At 70.9% G+C, this 13,301-nt stretch carries 11 protein-coding genes; 6 read left to right on the top strand and 5 right to left on the bottom strand.

The genetic code is table 11. The features are described from left to right. Positions 1-20 precede the first annotated feature (20 nt). The gene (locus JGS39_RS00885; protein ID WP_219566603.1) at positions 21-1,145 is read left to right on the top strand and encodes an ABC transporter permease; all 1,125 of its coding nucleotides are present in this window, start codon (positions 21-23) and stop codon (positions 1,143-1,145) included. Next, positions 1,142-1,834 carry an ABC transporter ATP-binding protein gene (locus JGS39_RS00880; protein WP_219566602.1) on the top strand — a complete coding sequence of 231 codons (693 nt, stop codon included), beginning with the start codon at positions 1,142-1,144 and terminating at the stop codon, positions 1,832-1,834. Before JGS39_RS00885 ends, JGS39_RS00880 begins: the two co-directional genes overlap by 4 nt. A 14-nt stretch (positions 1,835-1,848) precedes the next feature. On the opposite strand, the gene JGS39_RS00875 is transcribed toward JGS39_RS00880, so the two are convergent. The 5 genes from JGS39_RS00875 to JGS39_RS00855 form a co-directional block, all read right to left on the bottom strand. Further along, positions 1,849-3,030 carry an FAD-dependent monooxygenase gene (locus JGS39_RS00875; RefSeq protein WP_308120097.1) on the bottom strand — a complete coding sequence of 394 codons (1,182 nt, stop codon included), beginning with the start codon at positions 3,028-3,030 and terminating at the stop codon, positions 1,849-1,851. A 107-nt stretch (positions 3,031-3,137) separates the two neighbouring features. Then, positions 3,138-4,574 carry a sialidase family protein gene (locus tag JGS39_RS00870; protein ID WP_219566601.1) on the bottom strand — a complete coding sequence of 479 codons (1,437 nt, stop codon included), beginning with the start codon at positions 4,572-4,574 and terminating at the stop codon, positions 3,138-3,140. A 66-nt stretch (positions 4,575-4,640) separates the two neighbouring features. Next, on the bottom strand, positions 4,641-5,939 hold the full coding sequence (locus JGS39_RS00865; RefSeq protein WP_308120095.1) for a GDSL-type esterase/lipase family protein: 1,299 nt from the start codon (positions 5,937-5,939) through the stop codon (positions 4,641-4,643). A 15-nt stretch (positions 5,940-5,954) separates the two neighbouring features. After that, positions 5,955-6,956, bottom strand: a complete 1,002-nt coding sequence (locus JGS39_RS00860; protein WP_219566600.1) for an acetylxylan esterase — start codon at positions 6,954-6,956, stop codon at positions 5,955-5,957. A gap of 174 nt (positions 6,957-7,130) precedes the next feature. Next, positions 7,131-7,850 carry a FadR/GntR family transcriptional regulator gene (locus JGS39_RS00855; RefSeq protein ID WP_219566599.1) on the bottom strand — a complete coding sequence of 240 codons (720 nt, stop codon included), beginning with the start codon at positions 7,848-7,850 and terminating at the stop codon, positions 7,131-7,133. A gap of 170 nt (positions 7,851-8,020) precedes the next feature. Between JGS39_RS00855 and JGS39_RS00850 the strand changes: the two genes are divergently transcribed. From JGS39_RS00850 to JGS39_RS00835, 4 genes are all read left to right on the top strand, one after another. After that, a complete protein-coding gene (locus JGS39_RS00850) occupies positions 8,021-9,616 on the top strand; it encodes an ABC transporter substrate-binding protein (RefSeq protein WP_219566598.1) in 1,596 nt (531 codons plus the stop codon). Between the two features lie 217 nt (positions 9,617-9,833). After that, the gene (locus JGS39_RS00845) at positions 9,834-10,784 is read left to right on the top strand and encodes an ABC transporter permease (protein ID WP_219566597.1); all 951 of its coding nucleotides are present in this window, start codon (positions 9,834-9,836) and stop codon (positions 10,782-10,784) included. Position 10,785: 1 nt separating this feature from the next. After that, positions 10,786-12,756 carry a dipeptide/oligopeptide/nickel ABC transporter permease/ATP-binding protein gene (locus tag JGS39_RS00840; RefSeq protein ID WP_219566596.1) on the top strand — a complete coding sequence of 657 codons (1,971 nt, stop codon included), beginning with the start codon at positions 10,786-10,788 and terminating at the stop codon, positions 12,754-12,756. Then, positions 12,753-13,301: ATP-binding cassette domain-containing protein (locus JGS39_RS00835; protein WP_219566595.1), on the top strand; the 549-nt coding region annotated here is incomplete at its 3' end. The genes JGS39_RS00840 and JGS39_RS00835, both read left to right, overlap by 4 nt.

Raw genomic sequence — 13,301 nt, 5'->3', positions numbered from 1 at the left:
ATCCACCGAAGGGAACCGCCGTGTTCCTCGCTCTGCTGGAGCTGCGTGCCGCCCGGGGCCGCTTCCTGCTCATGGGATCCGTCGTGGTGCTCGTCGCCGCACTCGTCGGCATCGTCTCCGGCTTCACCACCGGCCTGGGCGACGACACCGTCTCCGCCCTGCGCCGCCTGCCCGCTTCGCAGCTCGTCTTCTCCTCGGACGCCAAATCCGACCAGTTCGCCCGCAGCCTCCTCGACGAGAAGACCGCCGCCGCCTGGAGCGCGGAGGCGGGCACGGAGACGACTCCGCTGGGCGTCTCCATCACCCGCGGCACGACGAATCGTGGCGCCGAGGTCGATCTCGCCGCCTTCGGCGTCGAACCCGGCTCCTTCCTGGCCCCCTCGGTCACCGAGGGCGACGGCCTCAGCGGTGCGGCGGCCGACAGCATGGTGATGTCCGCCAAGCTCGCCGACGAGGGCGTGCGCGTCGGGGACACCCTCGTCATCGACCGGCTCGGCATCGAACTGCGCGTCGTGGGGCGGACCGAGCGCTCCAGCTACGGACATGTGCCCGTCGCCTGCGTCCCGTTGAAGACCTGGCAGCGCATCCGCTTCAGCACCCCGGGCGCCCCGGCCTCCCGGACCACCGCGATCCCCGGCCAGTTCAGCGCCCTCGCCCTGCGCACTGCCCCCGACGGGGCCTCTGCCGCCGACCTCGACGCGCGGTACTCCACCACCACGCTCAGCAAGGAGAAGGCGTACGAGGCGGCCCCCGGCTACACCGGAGAGCGCCTCACCATGAACTCGATCCAGGTCTTCCTCTACCTGATCGCCCCGCTCGTGGTCGGCGCCTTCTTCTCCGTGTGGACCGTGCAACGCCGGCCCGAACTCGCCCTGCTGCGCGCCATGGGCGCCTCCCGCAGAAGGCTCCTCGCCCACACCGTCCTCCAGGCGGCCCTGGTCGTCGTCCTTGGAACCGCGGCGGGCGCCGTGCTCGCCGGAGCGGTCGGGCTGCTGGTCGGCGAACAGGTGCCGTTCAGCCTGCCCGCGTCCACCCTCACCGCCACCATGTGCACCGTCGCGGCCGTCGGTCTCGCGGGCACCGCCCTGACCCTGCGCCGGGTCACCCGAGCCGACCCGCTGACCATGCTGGGAGCCAACCGATGAGCCTCGAACTGACCGGCGTCACCGTCACGTTCGGCCGCACCGACGCCCGTACCACCGTCTTCGACGGGCTCGACGTCACCTTCGAGCCCGGGCGGATGACGGCTCTCGCCGGCCCGTCCGGCTCCGGCAAGTCCACGTTGCTCGCCGTCGCGGGCGCGCTGTTGCGGCCCGCCTCGGGGCAGGTCCTGCTGGACGGCGAGGACCTCGCAGCGCTCACCGACGCCCGGCGTGCCAGGGCGCGCCGGGAACGGATCGGCTACATGTTCCAGAGCGGCAACCTGCTCTCCGGCCTCACCGCCACCGACCAGCTGCTCGCCGCCGTGTACATCAGCGGCGCACGCCCGCGCGCCCACCGCTCCCGCGCCGAGGAGGCCCTCACCCGGGTAGGGCTCGGCCACCGGCTGCGCCACCGCCCCGAACAGCTCTCCGGCGGCGAGCGCCAGCGGGTGGCCCTGGCCCGCGCGCTCTTCCTCGAACCGAAGCTGCTGCTGATCGACGAGCCGACGGCGGCCGTCGACCGTTCCCAGGCCGGTGACCTGGCCACGCTCCTCGCCGAACGGGCCCACCAGGACAACTGCGTCATGGTCGTGGCGACGCACGACCCGGCCGTGGCGGAGGCCGCCGACCGGGTCGTGGACATGACCGCACTGACCGCCGGCGCGGCATCCGCCGCCCCGGCCGGCCGCTGAGACGCTCCGCGACGTCACTGCCGCTGGACGCTGCCGTACAGATAACTGCCGGCTCCGTCCAGCGTGGCCCGGCTCCACTCCGCGATCTCCGCGGGGCCCATCGCCGCCCAGTCCGGAGTCCGTTCGACCATCGCGTGCCCCAGTCTCCGGCCCAGGGCGACCAGGCGGGCGCCCTCGTCCGACCGCTCGTCGGCGTACCGCGAAAGCGCCTCGGCGGCCGAGGACGAGGCGCGCAGGGCCCGTTCCAGGCAGAGCGCGTCCTGCAGCGCCTTGGTCGCGCCGCTCGCGGTGTGCGGCCGGGTGATGCTCGCCGCGTCGCCCGCCAGCAGGAACGGCGGCTCCGCGACCCGGGGCACATGGAAGTCGGCGACGTCGTGGCACGTCAGGGAGGTGTGGGCACCCCGGCCCACGATCTCGGCCCAGCCCGCCGGGAAGTGCTCCTCGGCGATGCGCCGCACGTACTCCTCGCGCCCGGCGCTCCACGACGGCGGGGGAGGAGGGCCGTAGATGGCGTAGGCCAGCAGTCCCGACTCCTCGACCGCCCCCGGAATCCGGTAGAACACGCCGTGCCCACCCCGGAATCCCAGCGTGATCCAGGCAGTCCGCACCAGTTCCAGCTCGCGCCGGTGTGCGGTGAGCCGGTCGAGCGGCAGGGTGCCGCGCCACACCACGTACCCCGCCGGAACCGGTCGCACCTGCGGGGCGAGGGCCGCCCGGGTGACGGACCGCGGCCCGTCCGCCCCGACGACGATGTCGTACCGCTGCGCCGACTCCGCCGTACGGATCACCGCGCCGCCCGCCGGATGGCGCAGCACCTCCGTGACGGGGCGGCCCCGGTGATACGTCGCCCCCTGGGCGTTCGCACGCAGCGTGCGCCACAGCAGACCCCAGTGGCAGGGCGTCACCGCCGCCTTCTGGCGCGCCAGTTCACGCGCGGAACGCTTCCCCGGCTCCCGGGTGAGCCAGACACGCGAAGGCACCGGGGCCGTCGGCATCGCGGAGTCCACATAGCCGGCCGTGACCAGCTCCGCGTGGAGCGGCGGCGGGACGACGATGCCGAAACCCCGGTCCTCCAGCGCCCCGTGGCTGCGCTCGTACACCGTGACCTCGGCCCCGGCCCTGATCCCGGCGATCGCCATCGCGCAGCCGGCGACGCTCCCGCCGACCACTCCGATGCGTAATCCGGCTCCTGCCACGTCCGCCACCGTCCTCTCCCGTCACTGTGCGTGGCGCCCATTGAACGGGGTGGCGGCAACCTGCGTCCAGCCGCCCCGTGGCAGCTGGACGCAGGGCCGTCATCGGGCTACGGCGTGACCGTCACCGTCGCGCTGCCCGAGGCCTGCTTGCCGTCCGCCCGGTACGTGGCGGTCAGCGTGGCGTTCCCCGAGGTGCCCGCGGGCACCGTCACCGGGACCTTGATGTTGGCGCCCTCGCCGGGCCGCATCGCCGGGATCGCGGTCCGCGTGGCCGTCCAGCCGCTCGGCACGGCCAGATCGACGGTGCCCGCGCTGCGGCGCACGTCCATCCTGTTGACGACCCGGACCGTCACCTCGGCGCTCGTGCCCGCCTTGAGCGTCGCCGGCGGGGTGATCGTGATGTCGGCGCAGGTGCCGCCGAGCCACTTCAGGTCGAAGGAGGAGTACGTGATGTGCTCGTAGTTGCCCCGTTCGTACAGCAGCCCGAGCCGGCCGTCGGGCAGCCGGGTCAGCGTCGAGTAGGCCGCGGCGCCCGCGTCGACCACCTTCTTGATCGGCCAGGTCTTCCCGTTGTCGCAGGACATCTTGACCGTGAGGTTCTTGCGCGACGTGGCCTCGGTGTTGCTGAACAGCAGCCAGGACGACTGCGGGTTCGAGGCCGGGGCGTCGGGGGCGTAGCGCATGATGGAGCCGTTGTTCGCCGGGTCCGGGAGCTCGGTGTCCTGGACGAACGGGGTGTAGGTGACTCCGCCGTCCGTGGAGTACGCGATCGTCCGGTACGGCGCCGAGCGGTTGTTGAGCATGATGGTGCCGTCGTTCAGCTCGACGGTCTTGTTCTCGTCACCGCCGGGTCCGACGGGGGTGCCCGTCTTCCAGGTCGCGCCGTGGTCGTCGCTGTAGGCGCTGACCGCGTAGTTGGCCCCGTTGTTGCGGATGGCGTACTGCTGGATCAGCCGGCCCTTGTGGACCCCGTTGCGCAGCTGGATGCCCTCGCCGGACGACGCGAACATCCCGCCCCAGGCCGGGTTCTTGATCTGCTTGGTGATCCGGCGGTGGGTCCAGGTCAGACCGTCGTCGTCCGAGTAGCTGTAGTCGGCCTGCAGGACGTTCGGGTCGGACTCGTCGTTGCCGGTGGCCGATCCGAAGAATCCCTGGTTCACCCCGGCCGCGTAGAACAGGAAGATACGGCCGTTCGTCCGGTCGACGAGCAGGCTCGGGTCCCCGTAGCCCTGGGGCGCGGCGTCCTTGCGGACCACCTGCTGCGCCTGCCAGGTCGTACCGCCGTCGGTGCTGCGCCGCAGCATGACGCCGATGTTGGAGGGCAGGTCGCCGAGCGTGGGCCGGGCGTCGTACGCCGCCAGCACGGTGCCCTCGACCGAGGTGGTCAGGGCCGGGATCCGGTAGTAGGGGGAGCCCACGCCGTTGACGGTCAGGTCCTGGGACGTGAGCGTGCCGGGGGCGGGTGACGCGGCCTGTGCGGTGCCCGTCGTGGTGGCCACCAGCAGGGCGGCACCGAGCAGGGCGACAGGGACGGTTCTCTTCATGGACGATCTCTCTTCTCGGAAGGGGTGGGGCTTCTCGAAGGGTGGGAGACGGAGGAAGGCGCCGGACTACGGGATGCTCAGTGAGCAGACCGCGCTGCTCGCCTCGAAGATCCGTAGGTCCTTGATCATTTTCAGGACGATGCGGTGGTGGCCCCGCTCATTGGGGTGGAGCCCGTCGCTGAGCAGGGACAAGGGGACCTGGCCGCCGTTTCCGCGCAGCCAGTCGTTGTAGTGGTCGATGAAGACCGCGTTCTCCTGTGCCGCGGCCTCGCCCATGACCCGGGCGTACTGCGAGAGGTTCACCCGCCCCGGCCACCTCGCCGGATCCACCGGGTTGGGCGACTGGAGCACCGGCACCGGGGAGCCCGGCAGGGCGCGTACGGAGCGCACGAGCGAGACGAGGTTGGCCCGGTAGGCGTCGAGGCCCAGTCCGGACGTCGCGATGTCGTTCGTACCGATCATGATCGAGACGACGTGCGGCGAGAAGGCGGTGACCCGCTCGTCGAACCGCGCCACGAGTTCGGCGCTGGTCGCGCCGCTCACCCCGGAATCGACCATGAAGTCGCGGTTCTTCGGCTTGCCCAGCTCCCAGCGCACCCGCTCCATCCAGTGCTCCGGGTAGCTGCGCCAGCCATGGGTGTGCAGCGCGCCATGGGTGATGCTGTCACCGGTGACGACCCAGGTGGCCGGGGTGTTGCTGTTGAGGATCGTGGAGATCCGGCCCAGGTCGGCGAGATCGGGGCGGGGGCTCTGCGCGACCAGTTCGGACTCGCTCAGCACCCGGTCCCAGACGGCGGCCCGCTCGATGGTGCCGGTGCAGAACCACTCGCCGCCGGGGTGGTCGCTGTCGGTGTTGCGCCCCAGGGCGAGGGCGCTCAACCGGGAGACGTTCCCGAAGAAGGAGTGCCGCGCCGTCTCGAACACGGTGCGCCCGCCGGCGGACAGCCTGGTGCCCGAACCGTCGACGGTGACGGCGACGGTGTGGCGCAGCCCGTCGTCGTACCGTGTCCTGGTCATGACATTGATAAGGACCGTGCCCTTCTCGCGTACGGAGAACTGAAGGGCGCCGCCGCTCAGGTTCAGCGTGATGTTGGAGGAGGGGGCGGTGGGATCCGAGGCGCTGAGCAGCGTCATCGCCTCGTTGTGACTGGTGGTGCGGAAGGTGACGACGATGGTTCCCGTGGTGAGCGGGGCGAGTGCGCCGGCCTGGTTCGACAGGTCGACGTACTCGCTGCCGTCCAGGTCCACCGGGGTGTCGTGGTCCAGGATCGGACCGCTGCCCGGAGCGGCGGCGAAGGCGCGGCCGCCGAGTTGGGTGCTCACGGCTGCCGCACCGGCGGCAAGGAGCATGGATCGTCTGCGCACGGAAGGTGCCTCCGGTCAGGAGTGGCCGGCCTGCCCCGACGGCAGGCCGGCGAACAGGGAGGCCACCCAGGCCAGTTGCTCCCGCTGCTGGTACTCCGCGCCGCCCTCGTGCCCGTTGAACGCGTAGACCCGTACGTCCTTGGGCCCGGCGTAGCCGTTGTAGGCGCTGAAGCAGGTGGAGGGCGGGCAGATGTCGTCCATCATCGCGATGGAGAACAGTGCGGGGGCCGTGGCCCGGGTGGCGAGCAGTGCGGCGTCGAAGTACGACAGGGTGGCGAAGACCGGCTCGGTGCGGTCGCGGTGGAGTCTGAGGTACTCGGCGATCTCGGTGAACGGCGGCCGCCCCGAAATCTCGGCCCCGCGGCGGAAGTTGCAGAGGAACGGCACGTCCGGCATGACCCCCGCCAGCCCGGGCACGAGCCCCGAGACGGCCAGCGCGATCCCGCCGCCCTGGCTGACGCCGGTCACCACGATCCGCTCCGGATCGATCTCGGGCCGGTCGCGCACCGCGTCGACGCAGCGCACCGCATCGGTGAACAGCCGCCGGTAGTAGTACGTTTCGGGGCTCTCGATGCCCCGGGTGAGGAATCCGGGTACGACTCCGGCCGCGCCGCCGTCCGGATCGGCGGTGTCACCGCCCGCGGCCGACCAGCCCTGGCCGCGGGTGTCCATCAGCAGATGCGCGTAACCGGCCGACGCCCAGAGCAGGTTCTCGTGCGCCAGGCCCCGTCCGCGGCCGTAGCCCAGGAACTCCACGACGCAGCCGAGCGGTTCGCTCGCCCCGGCCGGCATCCGCAGCCAGCCGCGCACCGGCTGCCCGGCGAAGCCGGGGACCGTGACGTCGTACGTACGGACCTGGGTGAGCCCGGTCTCCACCGCCGTGAACGAGGGCTTGTCCGCCGCACAGGACCGGGCCTCGTCCAGGGTCCGCGACCAGAAGGCGTCGAGGTCCGCCGGAACGGGAAGTGTCGGCCGGTAGTCGCGGCAGTCCGCGAGCGAGAGGTCCGTGAACGGCATGGAGGTGCCCTCCTGGGGGCGCGGCGGGAAGTGCCGGGTGCGAGGTGTGCACCGGTCATCAGACGGATGACGTCAGATGTCCTGTCGGCACACGGACCCTAGGCACCCACCGAGGGGGGCGTCAAGGGTCCGTCGCGCCCGTCGCGCCGGCTCCGGATGATCCGGGCGGCCGGCTCAGCCCCGGGCGCGGGCCTCGGAGATCCGGCGCCTGACCGGGGCGTAGTGCTCGCCGAGCGCCTTGATGAACCCCTCGATGTCACCGGCCCGTGCGGCGTCCACGATGGCCTGGTGGGCGGCGATCGTCTCCGTCTCGTCGCTGTGTGTGAAGCCGTCCAGGTGCGGCGCGACGATCGCGTACACGTCCCAGAACGCCATCGAGAGCTGGCCGATCAGATCGTTGTCGAGCGGGGCGACGAGCAGGGCGTGGAAGGCGCGGTCGGCGGCGACGAAGCCGTGCCCGTCCTGGGCCCCGGTCGCCCGCATCGTGGCCACCAGGCCGTCCAGGGCGTCCAGCTGCTCCGCGGTGAGCAGCGAGACGATCCGGTCGGCCCGCCCGCGCTCGAAGAGCTCGCGCACATCGACGAGGTCGGACATCACCTGGAAGTCGTCGTCGGGCGAGAGCAGGCCGCGGAAGGTGAGGCTCTCCACCAGGGCGGACAGGCTCAGCCGGCCGACGTAGGTGCCGTGCCCGTGCCGGACCTCCACGATGTCCAGCGCGTTGAGGATCTTGACGGCCTCACGGACGCTGGAGCGGCTGGCGCCCAGCGCCTCGCAGAGGGCGGGCTCCGTGGGCAGCGGGTCTCCGGGACGAAGCCTTTTTTCGAGGATGTACCGCTTGATGCCGTCGACGACTTCCTGCCGGAGCAGCTGTCGCCCGGGCCTCGTTCCGGACATATGTGAACTCCCCACCTCTTGACCCCCATCGATTGTCAAGCTACGTTCCCACGCTATCAAGGCATCAGACATCTGACGTCTGATGCGTGAGGTTCCACGGTCCCCCGTGAACCTGTGACGGACCCACCGTTCTTACCCCTGACGCCCCACCTCAAGTCCCTGGAGGACCCGTGCCCGAGCTGAGATCAGCCGGTGTCGAGCGCCGCACCTTCCTGCGTTACACCAGTGCCGTCGGTGCCGCGGCCGCCCTCACGGCGGGCCTTTCCGCCTGCGGCGGACCGTCCTCGACCTCCAATGGCTCGACAGGAGAGGGCGGCGACACCGGTCTCATCGAGGCCGGAATGTCCTACCCGCTGTCGACGGGCTTCGACCCGATGATCACGTCGGGCGCGACGCCGTACGCCGCCAATATGCACATTTTCGAGGGGCTGGTGGATCTCGATCCGGCAACGCTCGTGGCACGGCCCGCGCTCGCCACCGAGATGCCGAAGAAGATCAACGCGACCACCTACCGCGCCACGCTGCGCAAGGGCGCGACCTTCCACGACGGCTCGGCCGTCACCGCCGACGACGTCGTGTTCAGCTTCGAACGCATCCTGGACCCGAAGAACGCCTCGCTGATGGCGCAGTTCGTGCCCTTCATCGACACCGTCAAGGCCGTCGACGCCGGCACGGTCGAGTTCAAGCTCAAGTACCCCTTCGCGCTCTTCCCGTCCCGCATCGCCGTGGCCCGGATCGTGCCGAAGAAGATCGTCGAGCCCGACCCCAAGGCCTTCGACGCCAAGCCCGTCGGCTCCGGTCCGTACAAGTTCGTCTCGGCGACCCGCGAAGACAAGATCGTCTTCGAGAAGTACGAGAAGTACAACGGCGCGCACCCCGCCAGGGCCAAGAAGATGATCTGGCGCCTGATATCGGACCAGTCGGCCCGCGTCAGCGCCATGCAGTCCGGCCGGGTCCAGGCCATCGAGGACGTCCCCTACATCGACGTGAAGGGGCTCTCCGCCACGGCGAAGACCGAGTCCGTCCAGTCCTTCGGTCTGCTCTTCCTGATGTTCAACACCGCCGACAAGCGGTTCGCCGACAAGCGGGTCCGCCAGGCCCTGCACTACGCGCTGGACACCGAGAAGATCATCAAGACCGCCATGGTCGGCAACGCCACGGCCGCCACGGGCTACGTCCCCTCGACGCACCCCGACTACCACAAGGCCTCCACCGTCTACACGCACGACGTGGCCAAGGCGAAGAAGCTGCTCGCCGAAGCAGGGGTGAAGGACCTCAAGTTCACCGTCCTGACCACCGACACCGGCTGGGTCAAGGACATCGCCCCGCTGATCAAGGAGAGCTGGGCCGCGGCCGGCATCGAGGCCACCCTCGGCATCGCCCAGTCCGCCGCCCAGTACGCCAAGGTCGACAGCGGTGACTTCGAGGTGCTCGTCGCCCCCGGCGACCCCTCCGTCTTCGGCAACGACGTGGACCTGCTGATGCGCTGGTTCTACTACGGCTTCTGGCCGGAGAACCGCTACGGCTGGTCGAAGACCGCCGAGTACAAGAAAGTCAAGCAGCTCCTCGACAAGGCCGCCCAGGCCGGCGACGAGGCGACCCGCAAGCAGCTGTGGGGCCAGATCACCGACGTCGTCGCCGACGAGGTCCCGCTCTACCCGGTCCTGCACCGCAAGCTGCCCACCGCCTGGAACGAGAAGGGCCTGACCGGCTTCAAGCCGCTGCCGACCACCGGCCTCTCCTTCCTGGACGTCGCCCGCGCCTGACCGGCCCGTGCTCCGAGGGCCGTACGGCAGCCCCCGCGCAGGCCACCGTACGGCCCGGCCTCCACACCCCCCCCGCCCGGATCACGACGGACCCGGTCCACCGGACGGGAGCCGCAGAACGGCGCCGCCCGCCACCGCGCCCGCAAGCCCGGTCCTGAACACCGGACACACCCGGTGACCTGGACCGGATGACCGCCCAACCGCAAGGAACCCGACGATGGTTGCTTTTCTCCGGCTCGCGCTGCGCCGCGTCGCGATGATGCCGGTGATGATCCTCGGTATCGCGTTGCTCGTCTTCGTGGTGCTGCAGTTCTCGCCGGTCGACCCGGCCTACAACGCGCTCGGGGAGAGCGCCACCCCCGAGGCCCGGGAGGCCTTCGCCGAGGCCAACGGGCTCAACGACCCGCTGCCCGTCCGCTACTTCCACTTCCTCGGCCAACTGATCCACTTCGATCTCGGGTCTACCGTCCCGCCGAGCCAGCCCGTGATCGACCGGATCACCGCCGCCTTCCCGCTCACCCTCCAGCTCACCGTCCTCGGGCTCGTCATCGCCATCGTCCTCGCCGTCCTCGGCGGCGTCCTGGGCGCTATGTACCGCGACCGCTGGCCCGACCAGCTCTTCCGGGTCCTGTCGATGGCCGGGGTCGCCATCCCGTCCTTCTGGCTCGGCGTCCTGCTCATCCAGCAGTTCGCCCTGAACACCCGGATCTTCCCGACCGGCGGATACACCAACATCGCCGACTCGTTCGGCGGGTGGCTCGAAACGATGATCCTGCCCGCCGTCTCGCTCGCCGTGCCCGTCGCAGCCTCGCTCGCCCGCCTGATCCGCACCTCGATGGTCACCGAACTGGACCGGGACTACGTCCGCACCGCCCAGGGCAACGGACTGCCGGTCTTCCTGGTCATCCGCTCCGTGCTGCGCAACGCGCTCGTCACCCCGCTCACCGTGCTCGGCGTCAAGGTCGGCTACCTGCTGAGCGGCGCCGTCGTCATCGAGGCGATCTTCGACCTGCCCGGCATGGGCAAACTCATCCTCGAAGGTGTCACCGGAGGCGACATCGCCCTGGTCCAGGGCACCGTGCTGACCATCGCCATCGCGTTCCTGGTGGTCAACGTCATCGTCGACCTGCTCTACCTGCTGGTCAATCCGCGCATCAGGACGGTGTGACATGTTCGCCACGGGCCGTCTGGCCAAGAAGCTCTCCCGACCGGGCGTCGCCTTCCGCGCCCTCCCGGTAACCTCCCGCGTCGCCCTCGGCGTGCTGATCGTCGTCGTCCTCGGCGCCGTACTCGCCCCCCTGCTCACCCAGAACCCCCTGACCACGGGCACCCCCGTCCAGGCCCCTAGCGGCGAGCACTGGTTCGGCACCGACCGGGCAGGACGCGACGTGTTCGCCCGCGTCCTGCACGGCTCGCGCTACTCACTGGTCATCGGCCTCGGCGCGACGGCCTGCGCCCTGGTGGCCGGGGCCCTGCTCGGCTCGTTCGCCGCCACCTCGCGCAAGCTCGGCGACGAGTCCGTCATGCGCACCCTCGACGTCGTCATGTCGTTCCCGCCGATCGCGCTCGCGGCCGTCCTCGTCGCCGTGTTCGGCACCAGCATCCCGGTGATCATCTTCACGATCGCCTTCGTGTACACCCCGTCGCTGGCCCGTGTGGTCCGCGCCAACGTCCTCTCCCAGTACGGCGAGGACTACGTCGCCGCGGAGAAGGTCATCGGTGCCCGGCGCGGCTACATCGTGCTCAAGCACGTCGCCGTCAACTGCATGGCCCCGGTCATGGTCTTCGCGACCGTCATGGTCGCCGAGGCCATCATCTTCGAGGCCAGCCTCTCCTTCATCGGCGCCGGTGTGCAGGACCCCGACCCCAGCTGGGGCAGCGTCCTCGCCTACGGCCGGCAGATCCTCCTGGCCGGCGGCTGGTGGGCCACCTTCTTCCCCGGCCTCGCCCTGCTGATCACCGTCCTCGCGCTGAACATCCTCTCCGAGGGCCTCACCGACGCCTCCGCCGCGCCCAGGAGCGCCCGCGCCGCCGTCGACCCCACCGCCACCACCGCACCGGACCCGGTCGAGGCCGCCGCCACCGTCGACATCGACGCCGCGCTCACCGCACTCGCCCGGCACATCAACGCCACCGAGCCCACCATCACGCCGGTCCGCGCGGACGCCGACGAACTCCTCGTCGTCCGCGACCTGGCGATCCGCTTCCCGGACCGCTACGGCGAGATCCCCGTCGTGGACAAGCTGAACTTCACCGTCCACGAGGGCGAGACGCTCGGCCTGGTCGGCGAGTCCGGCTGCGGCAAGTCCATCACCAGCCTCGCAGTCATGGGCCTCCTCGCCCGCAACGCGGAGGTCAGCGGCGAGATCCTGTACCGCGGCCGGGACCTGCTGAAGCTGCCGCCCAGGGAACGCCGCGCCCTGATGGGCCCCGAGATCGCGATGGTCTACCAGGACGCGCTCTCCTCCCTCAACCCCTCCGTGCTCGTCGGCACCCAGCTCAAGCAGCTGACCTCGCGCGGCGGTACGAAGACACCCGCCGAGCTCCTGGAGCTCGTCGGCCTCTCGCCCGAGCGGACCCTGCGCAGCTACCCGCACGAGCTCTCCGGCGGCCAGCGCCAGCGCGTGCTCATCGCCATGGCCCTGTCCCGCAGCCCGCGCCTCCTGATCGCGGACGAGCCGACCACCGCGCTCGACGTCACCGTCCAGGCCCAGGTCGTCGAACTCCTCATCCGGCTCCGCGACGAGCTCGGCTTCGCCATGGTGCTGGTCTCGCACGACCTCGCCCTCGTCGGCGACCTCTCCCACCGGGTCGCCGTGATGTACGCGGGCCGGCTCGCCGAGGTCGGCGACACCCGGTCTGTCCTCACCGACCCCACCCACCACTACAGCCGCGGACTCCTCGGCTCCGTGGTCTCCCTGGAGGCCGGCGCCGAGCGGCTCCACCAGATCCGCGGTGTCGTCCCCGCGCCCCAGGGCTTCGGCGCGGGATGCCGCTTCGCCGGCCGCTGCGGTGCGGCGACCGACCTCTGCCTCACCACCACCCCCGTACTCACCGGGCGCGGCACCGCGAAGGACCACGGCTTCGCCTGCCACCACCCGGCCGACGCCGCGAAGAAGCTGGAAGGGAGCGCCCTGTGATCAGGCTCAACGGCGTTCACGTACGCCACAAGGCACGCAGCGGAGGTCTCTTCAGCCGCGACGCCGTCCACGCGCTGACGGACGCCACGCTGGAGGTCAAGCGCGGGGAGATCGTCGGCCTGGTCGGCGAGTCGGGCTGCGGCAAGTCGACGATGGCGCGGGTGCTGACCGGACTGCAGAAGCCCACCGAGGGCGAGGTCCTCTTCCACGGCCGCGACCTGTGGGAGATGTCGGGCGCCGAGCGCAGAGGCGACTTCGGCTCCGCCGTCGGCGTCGTCTTCCAGGACCCGTCCACCGCGCTCAACCCCCGGCTCACGGTCCAGCAGATCCTGCGCGATCCGCTCGACGTCCACCGCCGGGGCACCCGCGAGGAGCGCGAGGCCCGGGTCGAGGAACTGCTCGACCTGGTCGGCCTCCCCGGACACACCCTGGCCGCGCTGCCCGGACAGCTCTCCGGCGGCCAGCGCCAGCGCGTCGCCATCGCGCGCGCCCTGGCCCTGGAACCCGAGCTGATCGTCGCCGACGAACCCACCTCCGCGCTCGAC

Source organism: Streptomyces poriferorum (genome assembly GCF_019399235.1).
Lineage (GTDB): Bacteria > Actinomycetota > Actinomycetes > Streptomycetales > Streptomycetaceae > Streptomyces > Streptomyces poriferorum.
This window is presented reverse-complemented; position numbering and strand designations above follow the sequence as displayed.